20 protein-coding genes and 1 other annotated feature are annotated in these 23,952 nt (G+C 43.8%); all 20 genes read left to right on the top strand.

Annotated features, from left to right (window positions below; genetic code table 11):
• Nucleotides 1-3: 3 nt before the first annotated feature.
• The 20 genes from BM377_RS07245 (at nucleotide 4) to BM377_RS07155 (ending at nucleotide 23,944) form a co-directional block, all read left to right on the top strand.
• Nucleotides 4-1,500 (top strand): sugar ABC transporter ATP-binding protein, encoded by a 1,497-nt coding sequence (locus BM377_RS07245; protein ID WP_092245973.1) that lies wholly within the window; start codon nucleotides 4-6, stop codon nucleotides 1,498-1,500.
• 12 nt (nucleotides 1,501-1,512) lie between these two features.
• On the top strand, nucleotides 1,513-2,466 hold the full coding sequence (locus BM377_RS07240; RefSeq protein ID WP_092245970.1) for an ABC transporter permease: 954 nt from the start codon (nucleotides 1,513-1,515) through the stop codon (nucleotides 2,464-2,466).
• A gap of 495 nt (nucleotides 2,467-2,961) precedes the next feature.
• The gene (locus tag BM377_RS07235) at nucleotides 2,962-3,258 is read left to right on the top strand and encodes a hypothetical protein (protein ID WP_092245967.1); all 297 of its coding nucleotides are present in this window, start codon (nucleotides 2,962-2,964) and stop codon (nucleotides 3,256-3,258) included.
• Between the two features lie 80 nt (nucleotides 3,259-3,338).
• On the top strand, nucleotides 3,339-4,760 hold the full coding sequence (locus BM377_RS07230; protein ID WP_092245964.1) for a hypothetical protein: 1,422 nt from the start codon (nucleotides 3,339-3,341) through the stop codon (nucleotides 4,758-4,760).
• Nucleotides 4,761-4,815: 55 nt separating this feature from the next.
• Nucleotides 4,816-5,074, top strand: a binding site (T-box leader).
• 143 nt (nucleotides 5,075-5,217) lie between these two features.
• Complete coding sequence (locus tag BM377_RS07225; RefSeq protein WP_092245960.1) at nucleotides 5,218-7,890, top strand: valine--tRNA ligase; 2,673 nt, start codon at nucleotides 5,218-5,220, stop codon at nucleotides 7,888-7,890.
• 19 nt (nucleotides 7,891-7,909) lie between these two features.
• Nucleotides 7,910-9,289 carry a bifunctional folylpolyglutamate synthase/dihydrofolate synthase gene (locus tag BM377_RS07220; protein ID WP_092245957.1) on the top strand — a complete coding sequence of 460 codons (1,380 nt, stop codon included), beginning with the start codon at nucleotides 7,910-7,912 and terminating at the stop codon, nucleotides 9,287-9,289.
• A gap of 28 nt (nucleotides 9,290-9,317) precedes the next feature.
• Nucleotides 9,318-9,482, top strand: a complete 165-nt coding sequence (locus BM377_RS16330) for a hypothetical protein (RefSeq protein ID WP_177223826.1) — start codon at nucleotides 9,318-9,320, stop codon at nucleotides 9,480-9,482.
• Complete coding sequence (locus BM377_RS07215; RefSeq protein WP_092245954.1) at nucleotides 9,482-10,840, top strand: tetratricopeptide repeat protein; 1,359 nt, start codon at nucleotides 9,482-9,484, stop codon at nucleotides 10,838-10,840. Before BM377_RS16330 ends, BM377_RS07215 begins: the two co-directional genes overlap by 1 nt.
• Before the next feature lie 161 nt (nucleotides 10,841-11,001).
• Entirely contained in the window at nucleotides 11,002-12,234 is a 1,233-nt protein-coding gene (locus tag BM377_RS07210; RefSeq protein ID WP_242948115.1) for an MBOAT family O-acyltransferase, read from the top strand.
• Between the two features lie 14 nt (nucleotides 12,235-12,248).
• Nucleotides 12,249-13,277 (top strand): GDSL-type esterase/lipase family protein, encoded by a 1,029-nt coding sequence (locus BM377_RS07205; RefSeq protein WP_092245949.1) that lies wholly within the window; start codon nucleotides 12,249-12,251, stop codon nucleotides 13,275-13,277.
• A 14-nt stretch (nucleotides 13,278-13,291) separates the two neighbouring features.
• Nucleotides 13,292-13,531, top strand: a complete 240-nt coding sequence (locus BM377_RS07200; protein ID WP_177223825.1) for a hypothetical protein — start codon at nucleotides 13,292-13,294, stop codon at nucleotides 13,529-13,531.
• Between the two features lie 61 nt (nucleotides 13,532-13,592).
• A complete protein-coding gene (locus BM377_RS07195) occupies nucleotides 13,593-13,970 on the top strand; it encodes a RidA family protein (protein WP_092245946.1) in 378 nt (125 codons plus the stop codon).
• Between the two features lie 12 nt (nucleotides 13,971-13,982).
• Nucleotides 13,983-15,032 (top strand): tetratricopeptide repeat protein, encoded by a 1,050-nt coding sequence (locus BM377_RS07190; RefSeq protein ID WP_092245943.1) that lies wholly within the window; start codon nucleotides 13,983-13,985, stop codon nucleotides 15,030-15,032.
• 8 nt (nucleotides 15,033-15,040) lie between these two features.
• On the top strand, nucleotides 15,041-15,829 hold the full coding sequence (locus BM377_RS07185; protein WP_092245940.1) for a DUF7402 domain-containing protein: 789 nt from the start codon (nucleotides 15,041-15,043) through the stop codon (nucleotides 15,827-15,829).
• Between the two features lie 8 nt (nucleotides 15,830-15,837).
• Nucleotides 15,838-17,739 carry a heparinase II/III domain-containing protein gene (locus BM377_RS07180; RefSeq protein WP_092245934.1) on the top strand — a complete coding sequence of 634 codons (1,902 nt, stop codon included), beginning with the start codon at nucleotides 15,838-15,840 and terminating at the stop codon, nucleotides 17,737-17,739.
• 57 nt (nucleotides 17,740-17,796) lie between these two features.
• Nucleotides 17,797-18,939: a glycoside hydrolase family 88 protein gene (locus BM377_RS07175; protein ID WP_092245931.1), complete on the top strand. Its 1,143-nt coding sequence runs from the start codon at nucleotides 17,797-17,799 to the stop codon at nucleotides 18,937-18,939.
• A gap of 43 nt (nucleotides 18,940-18,982) precedes the next feature.
• The gene (locus BM377_RS07170) at nucleotides 18,983-21,046 is read left to right on the top strand and encodes a DUF2264 domain-containing protein (RefSeq protein ID WP_092245928.1); all 2,064 of its coding nucleotides are present in this window, start codon (nucleotides 18,983-18,985) and stop codon (nucleotides 21,044-21,046) included.
• Between the two features lie 104 nt (nucleotides 21,047-21,150).
• Complete coding sequence (locus tag BM377_RS07165; protein WP_092245925.1) at nucleotides 21,151-21,702, top strand: TetR/AcrR family transcriptional regulator; 552 nt, start codon at nucleotides 21,151-21,153, stop codon at nucleotides 21,700-21,702.
• Complete coding sequence (locus tag BM377_RS07160; RefSeq protein ID WP_092245923.1) at nucleotides 21,699-22,628, top strand: MurR/RpiR family transcriptional regulator; 930 nt, start codon at nucleotides 21,699-21,701, stop codon at nucleotides 22,626-22,628. Before BM377_RS07165 ends, BM377_RS07160 begins: the two co-directional genes overlap by 4 nt.
• On the top strand, nucleotides 22,628-23,944 hold the full coding sequence (locus BM377_RS07155) for a BaiN/RdsA family NAD(P)/FAD-dependent oxidoreductase (RefSeq protein WP_092245919.1): 1,317 nt from the start codon (nucleotides 22,628-22,630) through the stop codon (nucleotides 23,942-23,944). Before BM377_RS07160 ends, BM377_RS07155 begins: the two co-directional genes overlap by 1 nt.
• Nucleotides 23,945-23,952 lie beyond the last annotated feature (8 nt).

Here is a 23,952-nt window from a genome sequence, read left to right as displayed (position 1 = left end):
GACATGAGCGAAGTATTACTTCATGCCGAAAAAATCGATAAGAATTTTGGCGTAACACATGCCATTGATCATGTCACTCTCGACTTTTACAAGGGAGAGATCCATGCACTGATCGGCGAGAATGGCTCCGGTAAATCCACATTTACTTCCTGCCTTACGGGAATATATCACAAGGATACCGGTACATTTACATTAAACGGAAGAGAAGTTAACGCAAAGAATCAGGTAGACGGAAATTACCAGGGCGTTGCGATCATCGTTCAGGAGATCGGAACACTTTCAGGACTTTCCGTAGCCGAGAATATCTTCTTGGGAAAAGAAGATGAGTTTACCAAGTGCGGCGTTAAGAACACCAACGCTATGAACAAAAAAGCACAGGAGCTTCTTGATTCCTACGGCTTTGGCTATATCAAAGCGGCTAATCTTATAGATAAGTACAATTTTGAGGACAGAAAACTTATTGAGATCGTAAAGGCGACTCACTTTAAACCCCAGATTCTTGTTGTCGATGAGACCACAACGGCTCTTGGAGAAAAAGGAAGAAAAGAACTTTTCAAGGTTATGAAGGATACCAAGGATGACGGAAGATGCGTTATCTTTATCTCGCACGACCTTGATGAAGTAATAGAGCAGTCCGATAGCATCAGCGTTCTCAGAGACGGTGTTTATATCGATACCGTAAAGAGCAGCGATGTTACTACGGATGATCTTAAAAAACTCATGGTAGGACGTGAGATGAGTAATAACTACTATCGTACGGACTACGGTGAGAAGGTATCGGATGAAGTGGTCTTAAAGGGTGAGCACCTTACGGTACCGGGAGAAATCGAGGATTTCAATATAGAACTTCATAAGGGAGAGATCATTGGTATAGGAGGTCTTTCCGAGTGTGGTATGCATGAAGTGGGGAAAGCTCTTTTCGGAGCATCTTATTACAGAGAGGGAAGTGTTACCCTTTCGGATGGAACCAAGATCAATGACATCAAGACTGCGATCGACCACAGTATAGCATATGCATCAAAGGACAGAGACAACGAGTCGCTCGTAATAAATGACACGATCCAGGATAACATCTGCCTTCCTTCTATTGAAGATCTTAAGAGAAATCATATTCTTTTCGGAAAAGATCAGAAGGCTTTTGCCGAGAAGTTTGCTAAGCAGATGAGTACCAAGATGGAGGGAGTACACCAGTTTATGTCAGCTCTTTCCGGCGGTAACAAACAGAAAGTCGTGCTTGCAAGATGGATCGGAAAAGATTCCGATATCGTCATTCTGGATTCACCTACAAGAGGTATCGACGTCAAGGTTAAGGCCGATATCTACCAGATGATGGATACAATGAGAAAGAACGGTAAGTCAATAATCATGATCTCAGAGGAAATCTCAGAGCTTCTTGGTATGGCAGATCGAATAATAATAATGAAGAACGGCCGTCAAAGCGGCGAATTCAAACGTTCGGAAGATCTGAAAGATACAGATCTTATCGCGAACATGGTATAAGGGAGGCCGATTATGGAAAATGAGAAAAAAATAAGTGTTCCTTTCATGGAGCGGCCGATCGTCAGGAATGTAATGCCTTTTGCCGGTTTTATATTTATCGTCGTTCTATTTGCAATACTGACAGGAGGACGGCTTTATACAGTAGGAAATCTTAAACTTTTACTGTCGCAGTCCTATGTACTTCTTATAGCGTGTGTGGGCGTATTTATGGTTATGACCATGGGTGGCCTTGACTTCTCCCAAGGTTCCATGCTTGGTGTATGTTCCGTAGTGGTATGCTTTTTATCTAATTACAACATAATACTTGCCATCATATGTGGTGTTATCACAGGTGGCATGATCGGACTGATCAATGGATTCTTTAATGTAAAGAGGAAGATTACATCCTTCATTGTTACAATATGCAACATGTACCTCTTCCGTGGTGTTGTAGCCTACGCCACGACAAAGACTCCCGTATACGGAGTTTCCAATATCACCTCATATAATACACTTGGATTTAATCTGACCTTTACAATCCTGATCTTGATCGCGGCATTTTTCGCATTCCAATACACAGGACTCGGAAACAGACTCAAGGCGATCGGTGCCGGCGAGACGGCTGCAAGATTTGCAGGCGTAAGAGTTGAGAGAACCAAGATTCTTGTATACATGGCAGCCGGAATGATCACAGGCCTTGCGGCATTTATCAACAGTATCAAAGTTGGTTCCGTAACCTCCACCGCAGGAAACCAGCTTGAGACTCAGATAATGATAGCTCTGGTTCTGGGAGGAATGCCCGTTAACGGTGGTGCTAAGGTTAAGTTCTATAACATTATCCTCGGCGCCCTCACATACAAGATCCTTACCGCAGGACTTGTAATGATGAAGATTGAGCCTAAGACTCAACAGCTTATAATGGGTATCGTATTCCTTGTAATGGTTGCTGTATTCGCAGACAGAAAGACAGGAATGATAGTTAAGTAACTGATATAACCAACCAATTAACCAAAAAATTAATAACCATAGCCTATACAATATAGTTTCATATTAACTACGAACATCACACGACGGTCGGGACCTTCATAGGGTTCCGGCCGTTTTTTTAAGTAATCACCAGACTCGGTTTTTTCGAGTCGTGGTGTACTACTTAGTTCTGGCGAGCGAATGCGAGAGCAGAACCTCAATAAAACTTTTGAATTTTTTGTTAAAAGTATTGCAATAATTCAAAACTTGGTATAAAATACAATTATTAAGAAAGGCTTCACAAAGGAGAGAGTATCTTTATAGGCGAATAGATGGGGATAAATTATGATATAGCTCAGATTCTTTGGTAAAAGAACCTGAGCCATATCATACGAATGGTAACATTAGTCAGGGGAATTGTGAAGAGCAACTAGTGTTGCACATCAAAAACGCTTATAACAGGATTTTTTATTGCATTATAAAAGGAAACTATAAAAGGAAAGAGAAGGGGAAGTCATGAATAACAAAGAGATATTAAGGAAGAAAATGGACCGATTGGTCGCCGAAGTAGGCGCTGCCAAGGGGCTCGTTGATACGGCCGAAGCCGATTACCTTGAGAAGTACAAAAACGGTATGGAGACGGTAATCAGACTTATTGACAGCGATTCGATACCTGCCTCTGAAGGAGGAGTTATCGGAGCTACAAGCGGATTGTCAGAAAGTAGTAAATTGGCATCACTTATAAACCTATATGATGCAGCTGCCGACGTTGATCTATACTACAGTCAGAACTGCAAGACATGGGCAGTATAACATCCGGGGAAAACTACTTACCAAATCTGTAGGGCGACACTTAATATCCTTAACATCATGTGAGGAGAGAGGTAAGATAAATGAAATGTAAGTATTTCGCTATGATCACGGGGATGGTGGTCTTGTGCGGAGTTTTTGCAACAGGCTGCGGTGACAGGAAAGAACCGGACATCACCCAAGAAAATGAAGAAGTATATATTGTAAGTGAAGAGGACAAGATAGCGGAAACTGATGAAATTGACACATACGATGAAAGTGACACTACAGATTCATCAGACGTTAAGGTAGGAAGCGGCGAAGAAACCACAGGAATCTTTGCCAAGGCTTTTGAGACGGGCGAAGTTGAGAACAACGGAAGTTTTTTTGTAAGGATCGGAGATAAAGTTTATTACCGTGTATTTAATGAAGCCGGTATAGAAAGCCCTACTCTTGGCGGTAATATATACGAGAAAACAGAGGCTGTTCAGGCCAAGATCATGAGCTATAACCTTAAGACCGGCGAGAGCGAATGCGTGGGAACAACATACGGAAACGGAAAGATGTATGCTGTGACGGACGGATTCGTGTTTGCTGAGCCCGGTAAATCAGAATCGGTACTCTGTACTATCGGAGGCCCTGATAAAAGGCCTTATCTCGTAGGTTCTCCCAAGGCGGTTTCGGAGGACGGACGAGGCCTTGTCACAAAAGAGTATGTTGAAGAAGACGACGGATATCAATCAAGCATCATTCATATATATTATGATGATGAAGAGATTGCGACTATAGAAGACGGAGAAGGATACTTTACAACCGTTTTCGGATACGCCGGAAACAATCTTTTTGTTATGAAGAGCGGATACGAAGACAAGAAGTATTATGTATCTTCTTATGATGAAACGGGAAGCTGTACGGATTACGGCAAGCTTCAGATAGCTGCAAGCGACTTTTTGTATGAGCCCGTTCCCGAATTTGAGCATCTTATCTACAGTAATGACGAAGCGTATTTCCTTCTTGCTTACTATGAAGGAAGCGGAAATTTCTACGCAGGCTATGAGATTTATAAGGTAAACATGAAAGAAAAGGACAGTGTTTCTTTTGTTAAGACCGGAAGATCGACTGAGGCTGCAAGCTATGATGCTCCCAAGATTTATTTTGACGAAAAAGACAGACTGGCTATGGCCAATCATCTTAGCGGAGAGATCTCATTATCCGACAACGATAACGGCGATCTTGTGTATTACACCAGACCCGATCATCCAAGCGTACTCATGAAATCATTTGCTTCGGAGTCTGCGCAGAGCGCACAGGCGCATTTCCTTGATGAGGCGGTAGCTTTTGGCGATGACGCATTTTTGATCACGAATCAGTTAGAAAGAAATTCGGAAGGCGATATCGGTTGGCGCGAGGCATACGATATCACTGAGATAGATTATCTTCACATTCCTTTTGAACAGAATAATAAGGAAGGAAAAGAGCTTGCTACCGATAAAGACAAATTGGAGACACTTGATTTTGAAAAATAAGCGTCAAATTTGACAACCTCACACATGATTTGATAAGCTATGTAAGATTATAGTTATAAAGGTTGTGAGAAAGAGGAGTACATATTTTTCACGGTCTAAAGAGAATGCATCTGCGGCTTGCCGCGCTGAGAGGATGCAGGCCTGTGAGGTATGGAAGGTAGCTTTTGAACCGGACACCCAGAAAGGAATGAGATAGATTCCATTAAGTGTCCCCGCGTTGTCTGCGTTATAAGACTAGGCATTGAATGATGCTTATTGAGGCAGAGCTTATGCTCTGTGAATTAAGGTGGTACCACGTTATTAACGTCCTTAACAGCCTATTAGGTTGTTGAGGATTTTTTTGTGCAGAGCACTTAGCGAGGTATTATCGAGCTTAGTGCGAGCCATGGGGATGTACTTAACGAGGTTTTTTCGAGTTTAGTACATATCCCAATAGTTTTGAAGAAGGAGAATTGTTATGAAGAAAGAACTCGCCAAGACCTATGATCCCAAGGGTATCGAGGGTCGCCTTTACTCCAAGTGGGAGGAAAAGAAATATTTCCATGCTGAGGTGGACAAGACCAAAAAACCTTTTACAATTGTGATTCCACCCCCGAATATTACAGGTAAGCTCCACATGGGACATGCTCTTGATAACACAATGCAGGATATCCTCATTCGTTACAAGAGAATGCAGGGCTACAATGCGCTTTGGCAGCCGGGCACAGACCATGCCAGCATTGCGACCGAGGTTAGGATCATTGACACTCTCAAGGCTGAGGGAATCGATAAGAGAGATCTTGGCAGAGAGAAGTTCCTTGAGAGAGCTTGGCAGTGGAAAAAAGAATATGGCGGAACCATTATTTCCCAGCTTAAAAAGCTCGGTTCTTCATGTGACTGGGACAGAGAACGTTTCACAATGGATGAGGGCTGTAACGATGCCGTTACCGACGTTTTCGTTAAGATGTACAACAAGGGCTACATATATAAAGGAAGCCGTATCGTAAACTGGTGTCCTATCTGTAAGACTTCTATCTCCGACGCTGAGGTTGAGTACGAGGAGCAGGCAGGTCATCTTTGGCACATCAAATATCCCGTTATCGATGTAGACGGAACAGTTTCCAAGACTGAGTTCATCGAGTTTGCTACAACACGTCCCGAGACTATGCTCGGTGATACAGCTGTTGCCGTTAACCCCGATGATGACAGATACAAGAGCTTCAAGGGCAAGAAGGTACTTCTTCCTATCGTAAACAGAGAGCTTCCTATAGTAGAAGATTCTTATGTAGACATGGAATTCGGTACCGGTGTTGTTAAGATCACACCCGCTCATGACCCTAACGACTTTGAGGTAGGAAGACGTCACAATCTTGAGATTATCAATATCCTCAATGACGATGCTACCATCAATGCCAACGGCGGTAAGTTTGAGGGCATGGACAGATATGCCGCAAGAGAAGCCATTGTAAAAGAGCTCGATGAGATGGGACTTCTTGTAAAGATAGAAGACTACTCTCACAACGTAGGAACACACGACCGTTGCCACACAACCGTAGAGCCTATGGTAAAGGCACAGTGGTTCGTTAAGATGGACGAGCTCATTAAGCCCGCTGTTAAGGCAGTTAAAGAGGGCGAGATCAAGCTTATTCCTCCGAGAATGGAGAAGACATATTTCAACTGGACAGACAATATCCGCGACTGGTGTATTTCAAGACAGCTCTGGTGGGGCCACAGAATCCCCGCTTACTACTGTGACGACTGCGGAGAAGTTGTTGTATCAAAAGAGGCTCCTACTGTTTGTCCTAAGTGCGGTAAGAACCACTTTACACAGGATCCCGACACACTTGATACATGGTTCTCATCAGCTCTTTGGCCTTTTGAGACTCTCGGATGGCCCAAACAGACTGAGGATCTTAAGTACTTCTTCCCTACAGACGTGCTTGTGACCGGTTATGACATTATCTTTTTCTGGGTTATCAGAATGATATTCTCAAGCTACGAGCAGATGGGTACTTACCCCTTCAAGACAGTTCTTTTCCACGGTCTTGTAAGAGACTCTCAGGGTAGAAAGATGAGTAAGTCTCTGGGTAACGGTATAGATCCTCTCGATATCATTGAGAACTACGGAGCTGATGCTCTGAGACTCACACTTATTACAGGTAACGCACCCGGTAACGACATGCGTTTCTATAATGAAAGAGTTGAGAACAGCCGTAACTTTGCAAACAAGGTATGGAACGCTTCAAGATTCATTATGATGAATATGGAGGATGGCGAGAAGAGCGCTATTCACCAGCCTGCTCCCGCAGGTCTTGAGCCTGTTGATAAATGGATTCTTTCCAAGCTCAACAACACCATCAAAGAGGTTACAGACAATATGGACCACTTTGAGCTTGGTATCGCTGTTCAGAAGGTTTACGATTTCATCTGGGATGAGTTCTGCGACTGGTACATTGAGATGGTTAAGCCTCGTCTCTACAATTCAGATGACGCCGCTTCACACAAGGCAGCACTCTGGACACTCCAGACAGTACTTATCAACGCACTTAAGCTCCTTCACCCTTACATGCCTTTCATCACTGAGGAGATCTTCTGCACACTTCAGGATGAAGAGGATTCCATCATGGTTTCCGATTGGCCTGTATACAAGGATGAGTGGAACTTTGCAGCCGATGAGAAGGCTATAGAGACTATCAAGGAGGCCGTAAGAGGAATCCGTAACGTTCGTACACAGATGAACGTTGCTCCTTCAAGAAAGGCCAAAGTATTTGTTGTAAGCGACAACGACGAAGTACTTGATATCTTCACAACAGGTAAGCTGTTCTTCGAGTCACTTGCTTATGCTTCAGAGTCCGTTTGTCAGAAGAACAAGGACGGCATCGCAGACGACGCTGTTTCCGTAGTTCTTGCAGAGGCAACCGTTTACATTCCTTTCTCTGATCTTGTTGATATCTCAGCAGAGATTGAAAGACTTACCAAGGAGCAGAAGAAGCTTGAGGGTGAGCTTAAGAGATCGCAGAACATGCTCAGCAACGAGAAGTTCCTTTCCAAGGCTCCCGCTGAGAAGATTGCTGAGGAAAAAGAGAAGCAGCAGAAATATCAGCAGACTTACGACCAGATAACAGAGAGACTTAAACAGCTTCAGAAGTAAAGATTTAGAATTAATAATTATGAACAAAGAACTAATGAAAGGAGCGGCAAGCTTTATCAGCCGCTCCGATAAAGGTGAAAAGATTTCCGTGGCCGAGTGCGAGACATATCTTAACTCGATACCTAGCTTTACGGATAAACATACAATGAAGGATACTGTTGATTTCCTTGAATTTCTGGGAAATCCCGATCAAAACATGAAGATAATTCATGTTGCGGGAACCAATGGCAAGGGCTCGGTCTGCAGCTATCTTTCGTCTATACTTATGAAGGCCGGATATTCTGTCGGCATGTTTACATCGCCGCATCTTGTAAAGGTCAACGAGAGATTTTGCATTGACGGCAAGATGATATCCGACGGAGTGTTTACCGAGGTTTTTGTCGAGACCTTGAAACGCGTGGTTGAGTATGATCATAAGGATTATTTTCCCACATATTTTGAATTTTTATTCTTTGTATCGATGATACTTTACGATGTGTATCCAGTTGATTACCTTATCCTTGAGACAGGTCTCGGAGGAAGGCTCGATGCTACCAATTCGGTATCGAACCCTCTTTTGACAGTGATAACAGAGATCGGCTACGATCACATGCAGTATCTCGGAGAATCGATCGCAGAGATCGCAGGAGAAAAGGCGGGTATAATAAAGCCTTGGGTTCCCGTAGTATTTTTTGACAAGCAAAAAGAGAGTACCGAAGTTATTAAACAAAAGGCTTTGGAACTTGATTCGAGAGCTATCGTCGTTGAAAGAAAAAATATTCAGAATGTATCCTCTGTTCAGGAGGATGAAGGGAACAAATACATTGCTTTTTCGTATATTTCCTTATATGATAAATATATTGATTTAAAGCTTAACACCGAAGCGAGATATCAAGCCGAGAACGCAGCTCTTGCGGTTACTGCCGCAGAGATCCTTAAGAACGAAGGAGCGGATATTTCTGAACTTGATATCAGAGAGGGACTTATCAGTGCCAAGTGGGAAGCCCGCATGGAGGAAATTCGTCCCGGAATATATGTCGACGGTGCCCACAATGTGGACGGAATAGAAGCTTTTATCGACAGCGCTGCGAATATTCCTTCGTCTGGGCGCAAACTCCTTATGTTCGGCATAGTCGGAGATAAGCAGTATAAGGAAATCATAGACAAACTGCTTGTATGCGGTGAATTTGATTCGATCTTTGTAGCTGTTCTTGAGACGAACAGGTCGGTATCCGTATCGGACCTTAAGAGCGCTTTTGAGGAATGTAAGGAAGAACACGGAATAATAGGTCTTCCCATAAAGTATTACAGCAATGTCAGGGACGCGATCACGGACATCATCACGGTAAGAAAGTCCGGAGACACTGTATTTGCTGCGGGATCGCTTTATCTTGCGGGACAGATCAAATCAATGTTGTAACTTTAGTTTTCTACAAGGGGATGTTAGAATGCTTAATTTTGAAGAGGAACTTAAAAAGTTTAAACCAAGTCTCGAGATTGAAGATGCGGAAGATATCATCTACAACAGAGACCTTGATGATATGTCGGATGTTATTGTAGGGCTTCTTAAGGATGCTAAATCTGAAGCAGACAACAGTAAGAGGAGCAGATAATGGCTACCAGCATATATAAGAAGCTTGTAAGCTTATCCAATGTCTTTTATAATGAGGGACTCGAAAAGGCCACAGTCAGAGATCTGACGGGAGCTATGGAGTCACTTCATCAGAGCCTTAAGCTTGATAAAAACAATATAAACGCACGTAATCTTTTGGGACTCATTTACTATGAGACCGGAGAGGTTGTTGCGGCACTCTCGGAATGGGTTATCAGTAAGAACCTTAAGCCTGATGACAACATCGCCGATGAGTACATGGACATGGTCAGAAACAGTCCGTCCAAGCTTGAGGATATTAATCAGACGATCAAGAAATTTAATATAGCACTTAACTACTGCCGGCAGGATAGTCTTGATTTGGCCGTTATTCAGCTTAAGAAGGTTCTTTCGTTTAATTCCGGCTTTATTAAGGCACATCTTCTTTTGGCGCTTTTGTATTTACAGGCCGGAAACTGGGACAGAGCCAAGGTTGAGGCCAAGAAGGTCCTTAAGCTTGATACCGGCAATACTCTTGCAAGACGTTATCTCAAGGAAGCGGACAGCATGCTTCTTCCCGGAGAGAGCGGCAAGCTTGTTTCGGATATCGCGGCAACGGGAAATGACGATATTATCAGATATAACAGCGGAAATGAGATGATCATTCAGCCGCTTAAGAAGTCTGCTCTCACAAGAACAGGTTCCATCTGGGGAATAGTACTTGGAATAGTACTTGGAATCGCGGCATCATGCTTCCTTATCCTGCCTCAGAGAATAGAGAGCATTACTGCAGGTAACAAGGAGAAAATCGCGAAGATCAGCGAGGAATCGGATTCCAAATCAGCTCGTATAGTTGAGCTTGAGCAGAAGATAGCTTCCATGGACAAGAAGATGAATGAGCTCCAGAGCCAGGTAGACAGCTATGAAGGTGTTGATTCAACTTCAGCTTCCATGAATTCACTTATGAAGGCTGTCGATTGCTATGAAAAGGATTCATCTGATATTGAAGGTATAGCGGAAGCGCTCGGGAACGTTGACCTTGAAGTTATCGGGGACAGCACTTCTCCTGAGTTTATGGCGCTTTACGATACACTTATGTCAAAGGTTGGACCACAGCTTGCGACATCTTATTACAACACAGGATATGACGCTTATAAGGCAAAAAAATATGATGAGGCCATTGCCAATCTTTCCAAGGCATATCAGTATGACAATACCAATGTCAATACGCTTTATTATCTGGCCAACTCGTACTACGAAAACAAGGAATATGATAAAGCTAAGGAGAAATACGACGCAGTTATAACGGAGTTTCCTAACACAAAGACTGCATCTGCGGCTGAGACGAAATTGGCTGAGATCAATAATTCCGGCAACTAATAATAGGAAAAAATGGGGAAATGATAAACTTTTCGGATTTAACTTTTATTTTCAGGTTCTTACCTGTATTTGTTATTGCATATTATCTTACTCCCATTACATACAGAACATGGACATTGCTCTTGGGCAGTTTGGTTTTTTATGGAGTGGGAGACATAAGGATGCTTCCGGTGCTTCTGGGAGCTGTTGTTGTCAACTATCTCTTTTCACGTGCTATACGCGGAGGAAATAAAAAGAAGCTTCTTCTCGTATTTATAGTGTGCATCGATGCACTTATGCTCGTGGAATTCAAGATACTCGGACAGGTAATTGACAACAGTCTGATGCCGCTCGGAGTCAGCTTTTTTGTATTCAAGATGATCTCCTTCCAGGCAGATACCTATATGGACAAGATAACAGAAGAGCCGCCGTTTGCGGACGTTGCAGCGTATTTTTGCATGTTCCCGCAGATTGTTTCCGGCCCCATAATGCGCTTTTCCGATTATGTCGAAAACGATCACATCGGTAAAGATGCGTACAAGGCAGAACTTAAGACGATCCTTAGTAATATAGAGGACGGTCTTAGGTTTTTTGTGATTGGTCTTTTTATGAAGGTTATGATCGCGGATCACCTTTCAATGCTCTGGAACGATATCGGAACGATCGGATATGAGAGTTTATCAACTCCTTTGGCATGGATCGGCGCCGCAACTTATTCGATGCAGCTCTACTATGATTTCTGGGGATATTCCCTTATGGCTGCAGGTGTAGGCGTGATGCTGGGATTTCCGTTTGTTGTTAACTTCGATCAGCCATACAGCGCTAAGGGCGTGTCGGATTTTTACAGAAGATGGCATGCGACTTTGGGTTCTTGGTTTAGAGATTATATCTATATTCCGCTCGGAGGCAGCAGGGTTAAGGCTCCGAGGATCATATTAAATCTTTTGATCGTTTGGCTTATCACAGGATTCTGGCATGGAATAACTTTAAATTATATTCTCTGGGGACTCATTCTTTTTGTTATTATAGTAAGTGAGAGATTTATTGTGTTTAAGCTTTTACCCAAATGGCTTGGAGTAATTGTCGGAAGACTTCACGTGTTCGTGCTTATTCCGCTCACCTGGGTGGTGTTTGCAATTCCCGGCTTGAACATGCTCAGAGAGTATTTTTGCAGATTGTTCCCGTTCTTCGGAGAGGGAATTGCCGTCAACGCCGGCGATTATATCAAAAAACTCGGAACGTACGGAGTATTCCTTGGTCTTGGACTTATTCTTTTGATTCCGGGTATTTACGGATTGTTTGAGAAATATAGGAAAAAACCTGTGATCATGGCTATATTGTTCGTGATCTTCTGGATATGCGTATTCAGCTTGTCCAATTCGGCAGGTAATCCTTTTATGTATTTTAAGTTTTGAGGAAAGAGTAAAAAATGAAACTGCTTAAGAATTGCCCGCTGCTCTTTGCAACAGCGGTGGTTTCAGTAATTTTATCGTGTTTGACGTTCGCTCTAAAGGACGAACTGTACGGGGATTACGCGGAAGGCTATGATTCCGCGAAGATGCCTCTTTTTTCCGTTATGATGAAAGGCATGGCGGACGGAGTGTTTCCGTGGGACGGTATTGCCGATATAAGGGCAATCGATGAGAAGTTCCTTGCGGGAAGACAGACGGCGGATGGCACAGAGAAGCCTGTTGATGAGACAATAACCGCCAAAGAACAAGAAACTGAGATAAAACCTGAACCTGAAGTTACAAAAGAACCTGAAAATACGGATGTGTCCGGAAACGATGTCTCGGATAATTCCGATATTTCTGGTAATGATATATCGGGAAATTCGGAAGAAGAAACCTACGAATTTTGTGAGGTCACGGACGATTACTTTGATGATGCGCTTTTTATCGGAGATTCCAGGACAGTCGGTCTTTCCGAGTATGTAGATGCTCTTGATACCAGAGCCACATTTTATTCCAAGGTATCGCTGACTATCTATACCGTGCTTGAAAAGCCTTTCTTAAAGATGGAAGGAAGAAAGGGTAAGATTACCGTTGATGAAGCGCTCTCCGAAAATCAATTCGGAAAGATCTATATCATGCTCGGACTTAATGAGATGGGCACGGGTGACCTTGAGAGATTTGTAAATAAATACGCCGAAGTTATCGCCAGGATAAGAGAGCTTCAGCCCGATGCCATCATATACATCCAGGGAATCATGCATGTTACGGGCGACAAGAGTGATAATGATAAGATATTCAACAACCCCAACATCAACGCGAGAAACGAAGCGCTTTCTCAGCTTGCGAACAATCAAGATATCTTTTACATTGATATGAACGAGTCGGTTGATGACGAGGACGGAAATCTTATAAAAGAACTTTCTTTTGACGATGTGCATCTTAAGGCTTCGGCATATGAGAGATGGCATCAATATCTTTTGCAACATGCGATTGTAAAAGACTGAGCGGGAGTGATAAAATGGCTAGAGAGATGAGTTTTAAGATGGAGCGCCCGGGACTGCTTAAAGAGGGCGATCATGTAACGGTTACGGAGGGGGTGCTTCCAAGTAACTATTACTATACGATAGATCCGTCACTTGCAATGTCCGGTAATTTCCCTTTTCGTGAGCGCATGCTTGAGAGGGAGGGCGTTGTGACCAAGGTCGAAGAGAATGCCAGAGGCTTCTATGTGACTGCGGTTTTCGGTCAGGATAATTAAAGGCTACCCGGCGGGAGCTTTCCCGTATTCATAGGGAGTCGTTTTAAGGAGGGTATATATTATGCAGTACGTAAGTACAGACAAGGCACCGGCAGCGATCGGACCTTATTCACAGGCTATCAAGGCGGGAGATTTTCTTTATGCTTCGGGACAGATTCCGATCAATCCCGCTACAGGAGAGATAGATACAACAACGATCGAGGATCAGACAAACAGAGTATGCCAAAATATCGGTGAGATATTAAAGGCTGCGGGAACAGACTTTGAGCATGTTGTAAAGACTACATGTTTCCTTGCCGAGATGGGCGATTTTGCTGCTTTCAACGGCGTTTATGAGAAGTATTTCACAAGTAAGCCCGCAAGAAGCTGCGTAGCTGTTAAGAAGCTTCCCAAGGACGTTCTTTGTGAAGTTGAGATCATTGCATATCTTGGTAATTAAGTAGAGGCTTAGATGAAGTATAGATTTGTTGCGGGAGCTTTGGCTCTTTCCGTCTTGTTCACAGGCTGCGGCTCTATCACGAACGGACGCAACGTAAACTCAGGTTTTACTCATATCGAGAACTGTGAGTATGCGGATGCGATCGAGAGCTTTCAGGCTGCACTTGAGGGCGGAGAAGACGAATGCCTGGCGAGAAGAGGCCTGGGCATAGCTTATCTTCATAGTTATGAATACGAGCAGGCGGCTGAACAGCTGCTTGCTTCTCTTGCTGCGGATGAAGGAATAGTTGATGACATGGATTTTGACACCAACTATTACCTTGCGGAAGCATATATGAAGCTTGGTGAGTACAACAAATCCAAGGAAATCTATGATGCCATTTTGGCTCTGCGTGAAAAAGATAAAGATGCCCATTTCTTAAGGGGCGTTTGTGAACTTGCTGCCGGCGATCATGACAGCGCATCCGTTGATTTTACAAAAGCTATCAAAATAGACCCCAAGGATTATTCCCTGACAATAAGGATATATAAGGCTCTCGCCGAGTACGGCTATGAGGACGAGGGTAAGTCTATTTTGCAGAAGGCATTTGATGGCGGAAGCAATTACATGAGTAACTACGAGAAGGGACAGGTGTCCTTTTATCTCGGCAACAATGCGGAAGCACAGAGCTTTTTGGAAGCGGCAAGAAGTGAGAGGGATCAGGAAAAAGAGCCTGTGGTACTCCTTCTTGGTGCAACAGGGGAAAAACAGGGTGATTACAATTACGCCGTGAGCGTATATAAGACATATCTGAGCGAGAATCCATCCAGTGCCAAAGTTTATAATCAGCTTGGTATGTGTCAGATAAGACAGGGTGATTACGAAGGTGCGATCTCATCTTTCAAAGAAGGTCTTGATATAGGTGATAAGCCTATGAATCAGGCGCTTATGCTTAATGAGATCACAGCCTATGAGTATATGGGTGAATTTCAGGTTGCGTCGTCGATGATGGCCGAGTATCTCAAGACTTATCCCGAGGACAGCGACGCGGTCAGAGAGAATGTCTTTCTTTCTACGAGGTAAAAAAGAATATGAAGGTATCTGTTTATAATGATTGGGATCATGTTCCAAAAGCAGAGGCAGAAGGGGAAAAAGCTGTCGTTCTTGCTTGGGACGGGGAGTACAGAAAGGGCGATATTATTGAATTTTCAGGTATCGAGCCCGGTAGTTTTTATGTTGTTAAAGTAGATGCCGCAGTCGATGAGGCATTTTGTTTGATTGAGCAGGACACAGTTTTGTTTCCTGTTCCTTTTTATGAGAAAAAAACCAGCTATAACCCGCTTGCTTTTTGCGGTAACAGACATATTGTGACCATCAGAAAAGCAAGGGACTATGAGATCGCAAGCTATAAAAATCTTGCACTTAATCCGTTTGATCAGCATGAATTTGCAGGTGTATATCCGCACGCAAGTGCCAATGTCGAGACAAGGGGAGAGGCTGTTTTCGCGGCAAGAAATGCGATAGACGGTTGTATCGCAACTCTTTCACACGGCGAGTGGCCTTATGAATCCTGGGGGATCAACAGACAGGACGATGCGGAATTTAAGTTGGATTTCGGAAGAGAAGTTTCTTTTGATAAGATAGTTCTTTACACAAGAGCCGATTTCCCGCATGACAACTGGTGGACCAAGGCGACCTTTGAATTTTCGGACGGAAGCAGTGAGACGGTCACGATGGGAAAGAAGGTTCAAGAGCCGCACGAATTTGATATAGCTAGGAAGAATATCAGATGGATAAAGCTTGGAAAACTTGTTAAAGCGGACGATCCGAGTCCTTTTCCCGCACTTGTTCAGATAGAGGTGTACGGAAACGAAGCTTGAGGTGTGTTATGGCTAGGAGTATAGTCAGAGATTATTTGTCTAAAACGTCCGGCTGTAAGGTGTTTGCCGGATATCCCGATATTTCTAAGAGAGATGAGTGGAATGCTCTTCCGCTTGAACTGAAAAGAGAGATCGTAAGAAGAGGCGAAGAGGCTCTTTTAGAGCCTTGGAGCGAACTTTTGGTATCTGATTTTTCGGAGTTTTCAAGATCAGGCAATCGCGTGAGATTTGAAGACAAGTATTTCCCCAGAAGAAGAAAACTAAATAGCCTTGTTATGGCGGAGTGCGTAGAGAATGAAGGACGTTTTGTAGGAGCTGTCCTTGACGGACTGTATCTTATTCTTGAAGAAAGTTCATGGTGTCTTCCTCCGCATAACAGTCATGTCAGAGACGGGCGTAATGACGTTATGCCGAATGTCGTCAGACCCGTTATTGATCTGTTTGACGCTGAGTCGGGGGCAGAAGTTGCATTTTGCGAATATCTTCTCAGACCTGTTTTCGAAAAGATAAGTCCGAATATATCCGAATACGTTAATTACAGGCTTGAAGAGAGGATATTTAAGCCCTATCTTAATGAGCATTTCTGGTGGATGGGAAACGGAAAAGAGCCTATGTGTAACTGGACACCGTGGTGTACCCAGAATGTTCTTATCTGTGCTCTTACAAGAGATGACGGATGTTTTGATGAGGATACGAAAAGAGAATTTATAGAAAAAGCAGCCGCCTCATGCGATTATTTCCTTGATGAATACGGAGATGACGGATGCTGCAGTGAGGGCGCTCAGTATTATTCACATGCTGCGCTTACTCTTTTTGGTTGTCTTGAACTTATCTTGGGTGCTACGGATGAGTCTTTTTCGGAAGTTTATAAAGAAAAGCTTATAAAAAACATGGCAAACTATATCATGAAGATGCATGTTGCCGGGGATACTTATATTAACTTCGCCGATTGCAGCGCCCATCCGGGAAGGCGGGGAGCTAGAGAATTCCTTTTTGGTAAAAGAGTTTTCGATGAGGCGATGACAAGTTTTGCGGCGGAGGATTTTAAAGCTGAGAGCATGTATGCGAGGATGATCCCGGATGAGATAAATCTCTTTTATCATGTTATGCAGGCTTTTGCTTATAAAGAAATGATGGATTATCCGAGTATTGATGTGCGCTGCGAGGATTCTTGGTTTGAGAGTACGGGTCTGATGGTCGCAAGAGACGATGTATATACGCTTGCCGCCAAAGCGGGAAACAACGCAGATAGCCACAATCACAACGATGTCGGATCGTTTACGATATACAAAAACGGAAAGCCTTTTGTAATTGATCTCGGAGTCGGAACTTATACAGAGAAGACTTTTTCTGACAGGCGTTACGAGATATGGACAATGCAGTCCGCGTATCACAATCTTCCTACATTTATTGAAGACGGCGGCGCCGAGATATCGAAAAATGTTGAAGCGGGAATAATGCAAAAGCCGGGAGCTGAATTCGCAGCGAGTGATGTAGTGTGCAACCTAGGCGGGGGCGAGAGCTCTTCCGTGGATATTGCAGGCGCAAGCAATGAGACATGCAGTCTTTCTATGGATATCGCAGGTGCTTATGGGGACGCGAGGATAAGAAGATATCACAGGACTGTGACGCTTAATAAGGGCGAAGGTATCACTGTTAACGACAAGTACGATGGGGACTGCAAGGCGGTGATAGGCATAATGACTTATGAGATGCCTGTTTCGCATGACGGTGTCAAGATCTCGGTGGGCGATGGCTTTGGAGTTATAGAGATCACAGGCGGCAAAGTTAAAACAATAGAGGAATGTCCTATTGACGATGAGCGCCTTTTGATAGCATGGAAGCACAGCGTATACAGGATTTTGATAGAGATGGACGATGCGCATGAGCTGAGTCTTTTATTCAAATAAAGGGGTGGATTTTAATACAATATCTTTTTACAGATAAAAAACGAGAAGGGAAACTATATGAGGAAATTAACAGACAGCGAAAAACAATGGGTCGATGCGACGCTTAAAAAGGTTGCGGATAAGATGGAGGTTGTTACCAAAAGAAGTCTTGATAAGATCCCATATACAACAGATAAATACGGGCGATTTGACGACAAATCGGGTAAGGACATATGCTGGTGGACCAACGGTTTCTGGGGCGGAGAGATGTGGCAGCTTTATAAGCTCACGGGAAATGAGATGTACAAGAAAGAGGCAATAAAAGTCGAGGATAAGCTTGATGAGAATCTCATGAATATTGAGGGGCTCGATCATGACAACGGTTTTAAGTGGCTTCCTACGTCCGTTTGCAGATATAAGCTTTTTAACAACAAGGAATCCTACAACAGAGCAATGCTTGCCGCTACAAACATGGCGGGAAGATTTAATATTGTCGGCAGATTTATCAGGGCGTGGAATAACTGGGACGACGTTGACAGAAGGGGCTTTGCGATAATCGATTGTATGATGAATCTGCCTCTTTTGTACTGGGCGAGCGAAGAGACGACCGATCCCAGATTTGAAATGATCGCAAGAGCGCACGCAGATACTGCAATGAAAGCGTTTGTAAGAGAAGACGGCTCGGTAAATCATATAATCATATTTGATCCGGAAACGGGTGAAATTGTCGGAAAGCCGGGTGGACAGGGCTACGGCGAAGGCTCATCCTGGACAAGGGGTCAGAGCTGGGGAATCTACGGCTTTACGCTCAGCTATAAATATACGGGGGATGAGAAGTACCTTGATACGGCCAAAGCGATCGCTAATTACGTGCTTTCGCAGATACCGGATTCTTATCTTATCCCGATAGATTACAGACAGCCGGATGACATTAAGCTTGAGGATTCGACTGCCGCAGCGATAACGGCTTCGGGGCTTATCGAGCTTTCGCAGGCAACAGGTGACGATGAGCTTTCCGACAGATATTTGGATGCTGCATTTAAGCTGCTTAAAACTCTTGATGAAAAGAGAATAAGCTGGGGAACCGATACGGATAACCTTTTGAATAACTGCGCTGTTGATTATCACGGTGACGGACACGACATGTCGATCATTTACGGCGATTATTATTTTATCGAAGCGATAATGAAGCTTGCCGGAAATGCGCTTGAGATATTTTAAAAGAGAAAGCGCATATGAAGGTTAATGTATTCGGAGGGTGTACATGGTATTTGAACCGAAATATACGGATTTTGAATTAAGCCCTTATACGGGACTTACCAGAAAGAGCTGGATAGAGGCTGCAAAATATCTTCTCGGCGGGATATTCGGAAATATAGAGAGTGCCGATAAGCCTGTAGTGATGCCGCGCTACGAGACGGTCGTAACGTATCCTTCAAAGGATGCGCCCACGTGGAGATTTAAGGCGGAAATCTTCGAGGGACTTACAAGGTCTTTTTTTATCGCAGCGCCGCTTATCTGCGAGGAACCAACACTTTCTTTAAACGGAATAAATATAAGGGATTACTACAAGGACCAGGTTTTACGTGCGGTTACGCCGGAAAATGACAATTACGTCTACAACTATTCCGACATGAAAAAAGAAAACGGCGACGAGTATGCGATATATCAGCAGACTGTTGAGACCGCGGCTTTAGTGATCTGTCTTTTTATCTGCAAAAAAGAGATCTGGGATACCTATACGCAAGATGAAAAAGACAGGATAGCCGCATTTCTTTCAGACTATGCGCACAGCTATACCGTTCCGCAGAACTGGCGCCTTTTTAACATGCTTGATCTTGCTTTTTTATACATGAACGGATATGAGATTGACGAAGACATCATGCGAGATCACGCTCAGAATATCTTGAACTATTACGTCGGAGACGGCTGGTACAGAGACGGGCAGTCTTTTGACTATTATTCATGCTGGGCTTTTAACATGTACACGGCCTTTTGGAACAATTGGTACGGCTATGAAAAAGAACCTTTTATCGCAGAGAAGTTCGAGGAAAACTCCAATAAGCTGATGGAGACTTATCCTGACTTTTTCGACAGGGACGGCTTTACCAATATGTGGGGCAGGAGCGGTATTTACAGAAACGCCGCTACAAGCGCTTTTGACGGCAATCTTATGATGAGAAATTCTAAGGTCGATCCGGGACTTGCAAGAAGGATCTGCTCGGGATCTCTTTTGCAATTTCTTAAAAGAGACGACTTTCTTATAAACGGCGTTCCGACGCTTGGCTTCTACGGCCCGTTTACGCCTCTTGTGCAGAGCTATTCATGCGCAGAGTCACCGTTGTGGCTCGGAAAGGCCTTTCTGTGCCTGCATCTTCCGGGGGATCACCCTTTTTGGACAGCAAAAGAAAATAACGGAACCTGGGATAAGCTTAAAAAGAAGGAGACTAAGGTGACTACGCTTGACGGTCCCGCTCTTTCTTTTGCAAACCACGAAGCAAGTGGAATAACTGAGCTTAGAACAGGTAAGGTTGTAAAAGAAAAAACTGATGAGCACGGAATGTGGAATTATTCCAAGCTTGTTTATAATTCTAAGTTTCCGTGGGAGTGTGCGGTAAGAAGAGATGCCGAATCGCAGCAGTATGTTATCGGATATTACGATAAAAAAACATCTGAGATTGAGGATAAAAATGCCCGGATGTTCAAGGCAAATGCGACCTTCTGGCACGGAGAAAAAGACGGCGTTTTGTACAGGAGACAGTTCTTTGATTATGAATTAAACACTGAAACTCACTGGAATACAGCCATGAATCTTGCGGACTTTGCGGTTCCTTACGGAATCATGCGTGCCGATAAGATACGCATGTACAGAAATCCCATTACCATAACACTTGGTGCATTTGGATTTCCGGATAACGGAACTGAGGTGATAACAAAGAATCAAGGTGATTACAAGGCTGTGATCCTTAAAGGACACGACCATACGGGAAAAGAGAAGCAGCTATGCTTCAGTATCTTTGACGGATGGGATGACATTGAGATCATAAACAGTACGGGAACCAATCCCGACAGCGAGAAGTCGATCGTTTTATGCGCTAAGACCAAGAGAGAAAAGCAGTACGGTTATGAGAAGTATTTTTTGATCTCGCAGGTCATAACCAAGGAAAGCCTTGAAGACTTCAGTGATGACGATATGTTCCCGATTGAGCGGATCACATACACGGATCCTCAAAAAAGCGGCGGTTACGGACCTGTCACAATAGCGCTTAAAAGCGGAGAAAGGAGAGTTGTTGATTTCTACGGAACAGAAGGAAATCTCGTGCTTTGAGCGGCTTTCTTTGTGCATGATAATCCGTTGACAGTGTACATTTGATTTTGTAAAATAATAACGCATGCTTTTATAAAAAGCTAATTATTGTTGGGAGGGTATATATGTCCAGAAAAGCTACGATTACGCAGAAAGAGATCGTGAATGCGGCATTTAAGATTACAAGAAAGGAAGGCTTTGAGCAGATCACATCGAGAAAGCTCGCGGCAGCAGCAGGATGTTCGACACAGCCTATTTTCCGTATTTACGAGAATATGGATGCGCTTAAAAAGGACGTTTATGATAAGGCGGCAGCTTATTACGAGGATTACTACAATGAGTGCGACAAGAGCCACGAGGTACCTTTTGTTGACCTCGGACTTGCTTACATTGGTTTTGCACAGAAGTATCCTCATCTTTTCAGACTTCTTTTCATTTCCGAGCAGGGAGCTGAAGGCAAGACTATGTATGATCTTGTAAACGGCTCTTCGGAGAATGTCGTTAAAGAGATCAACAAGGCTTCAGCCAAGGGAGTTGCCAATGCACAGCAGCTCTTTATGCAGATGTGGATCTTTATTCATGGCGCAGGCTGCATGGCTGTTACAGGTGATTACGATCTTGATACGCAGGCTTCAATTTCCATGCTGGAATCGGCATATAAGGCGTTCAGTCTATGAAATTCGAGAGTGATGTTGATGTAATAACCAGAATAAATGAGTGCTATTCAAGGATGAGTAAGGGCAAAAAGAACATTGCCACTTACATCTGCGATCACTATGAGCAGGCTGTTTTTATGACGGCGGCTGAGCTCGGTAAGATCGTAGGCATGAGTGAATCGACCGTTGTCAGATTTGCCATGAGCCTTGGATATGACGGATATCCTGCATTCCAGAAAGCACTTTCGGTATGGGTTACGGATAAATTCGGTTCTGTTGAGAAGGTGGGCCGTAAGTTCGGTAAGAGCAACGAAGGAGAGATCCTCTCTACAATTCTGCGCTCTGACATAACCAATCTTGAGGATACGATAAACAGTATAGATGTAGCGGCATTTAAAACAGCGGTTGATATTATTTTAAAGGCTAAGACCTTGTATATCGTCGGAATCAGAAGCTGTGAGCCGCTTGCGGACTTCTTGCATTTTTATCTGAACATGATCAGGGGTAACAATGTCCTTATTAAGACAACGAGTGTTACCGAGATGTTTGAGCAGATGATAAGGATAAGCGACAGAGATGCGATCATCGGTATCAGTTTCCCGAGGTATTCCATGAGGACTTTAAAGTGCATGGAATTTGCCAATGACAGAAACGCCAAGGTGATAACGATAACGGATTCCGTGCATTCTCCGATGAATCTGTATTCGTCCTGCAATCTCCTTGCAAAGAGCGAGATGGCCTCTATCGTTGATTCGCTTGTTGCACCTCTTAGCGTTATAAATGCGCTTGTGGTCGCACTTTGCATGAGAAAGCCCAATGAGGTCAAGGCGGATCTTAAGATGCTTGAGGAGACTTGGAATAACTATCAGGTGTACCTCAATGACGAGATTGATTTCGCATCCGACGATCCAATGATGCTTGAACCGCTCAGAAAGAAGAACAATTGATGAAAAGAATTGCAATTATCGGCTGCGGTGCAGCCGGGATGATGGCGGCGCTTGCTGCTGCGAATAGCAGCGTGAGCGTCACTATTTTTGAGAAAAACGAAAAGCCGGGAAAGAAGATCTACATCACGGGAAAGGGTCGCTGTAATGTGACCAACGCCTGTGATCAGACGGATTTTTTTGAGCACGTAAAAAGAAATCCGAGATTCCTTTACAGCGCTTTTTATGACTATGACAATACCGCCGTTATGGACTTTTTTGAAAGTAACGGCTGCAAACTGAAAATAGAGAGAGGCGACAGGGTATTCCCTGTTTCCGATCATTCCTCGGATATCATAAGAACTCTTTTTAACGCCGTAAAAAAGGCGGGAGTAAAGGTTTTGTTTGATACAGAGGTCCTTTCTGTCGAGACAAGCGGCGGAAGCGTAAGTGCCATAACCTATGCGGACAAAGCGGTTTCTTCCAAAAAGGGCGATGCTCCGATAATGCGAGAAGAATTCGACAGCGTTATTGTTTGCACGGGAGGAGTTTCTTATCCTTCGACGGGTTCGACCGGTGACGGATACGAGTTTGCCAAGGCGGCAGGCCACTCGGTAAAAGAGCCGAGACCTTCGCTTGTTCCTTTTGAGACCAAGGAAGACTGGTGCAGAGAACTTCAGGGATTGTCACTTAAAAACGTCGGACTAAAGCTCTTTTTATCCCAAAAAGATGAAGGCAAAAAAGGCGGCGCTGAAGATAATAACAAGAATGCCAAGAAGAAAAAGCCTGTGTATGAGGGCTTTGGCGAGATGCTTTTTACACATTTCGGAGTAAGCGGACCGCTTGTTCTTACCGCAAGCTGCCACTATGAAAAAGACAAAAAGGCGGAGCTTTTACTTGATCTTAAGCCCGCGCTTTCAGAGAAACAGCTTGATACGAGAGTCCTAAGGGACTTTGATGAAGGACTGAACAAACAGTTTAAAAATGTTATCGGATCTCTTTTCCCTTCAAAACTTGTTCCTGTTATGATACGCTTATCCGGGATAGATCCGGAGAGACCGGTTCACGATATAACCAAAGAGGAGAGGCTTGGCTTTGTAAAGCTTATCAAGAATCTTCCCATAACCGTGATAGGAACGAGAAACTTTAATGAGGCTATTATCACCAGAGGCGGTGTGGATGTTAAAGAAATCAATCCGTCCACGATGGAGTCCAAGCTTGTTAAAGGGCTTTTTTTTGCGGGAGAGGTGATAGACGTTGATACGGAGACCGGCGGCTTTAACTTACAGGTTGCATGGTCAACGGGACATCTTGCCGGAACATCTGCCGGAGAAATATGATTTTAGGA

The sequence above is a fragment of the Butyrivibrio sp. INlla21 genome (genome assembly GCF_900116875.1).
Lineage (GTDB): Bacteria > Bacillota > Clostridia > Lachnospirales > Lachnospiraceae > Butyrivibrio.
The sequence above is the reverse complement of the archived record's forward strand: the minus strand, read 5'-3'. Positions and strand labels throughout refer to the sequence as shown.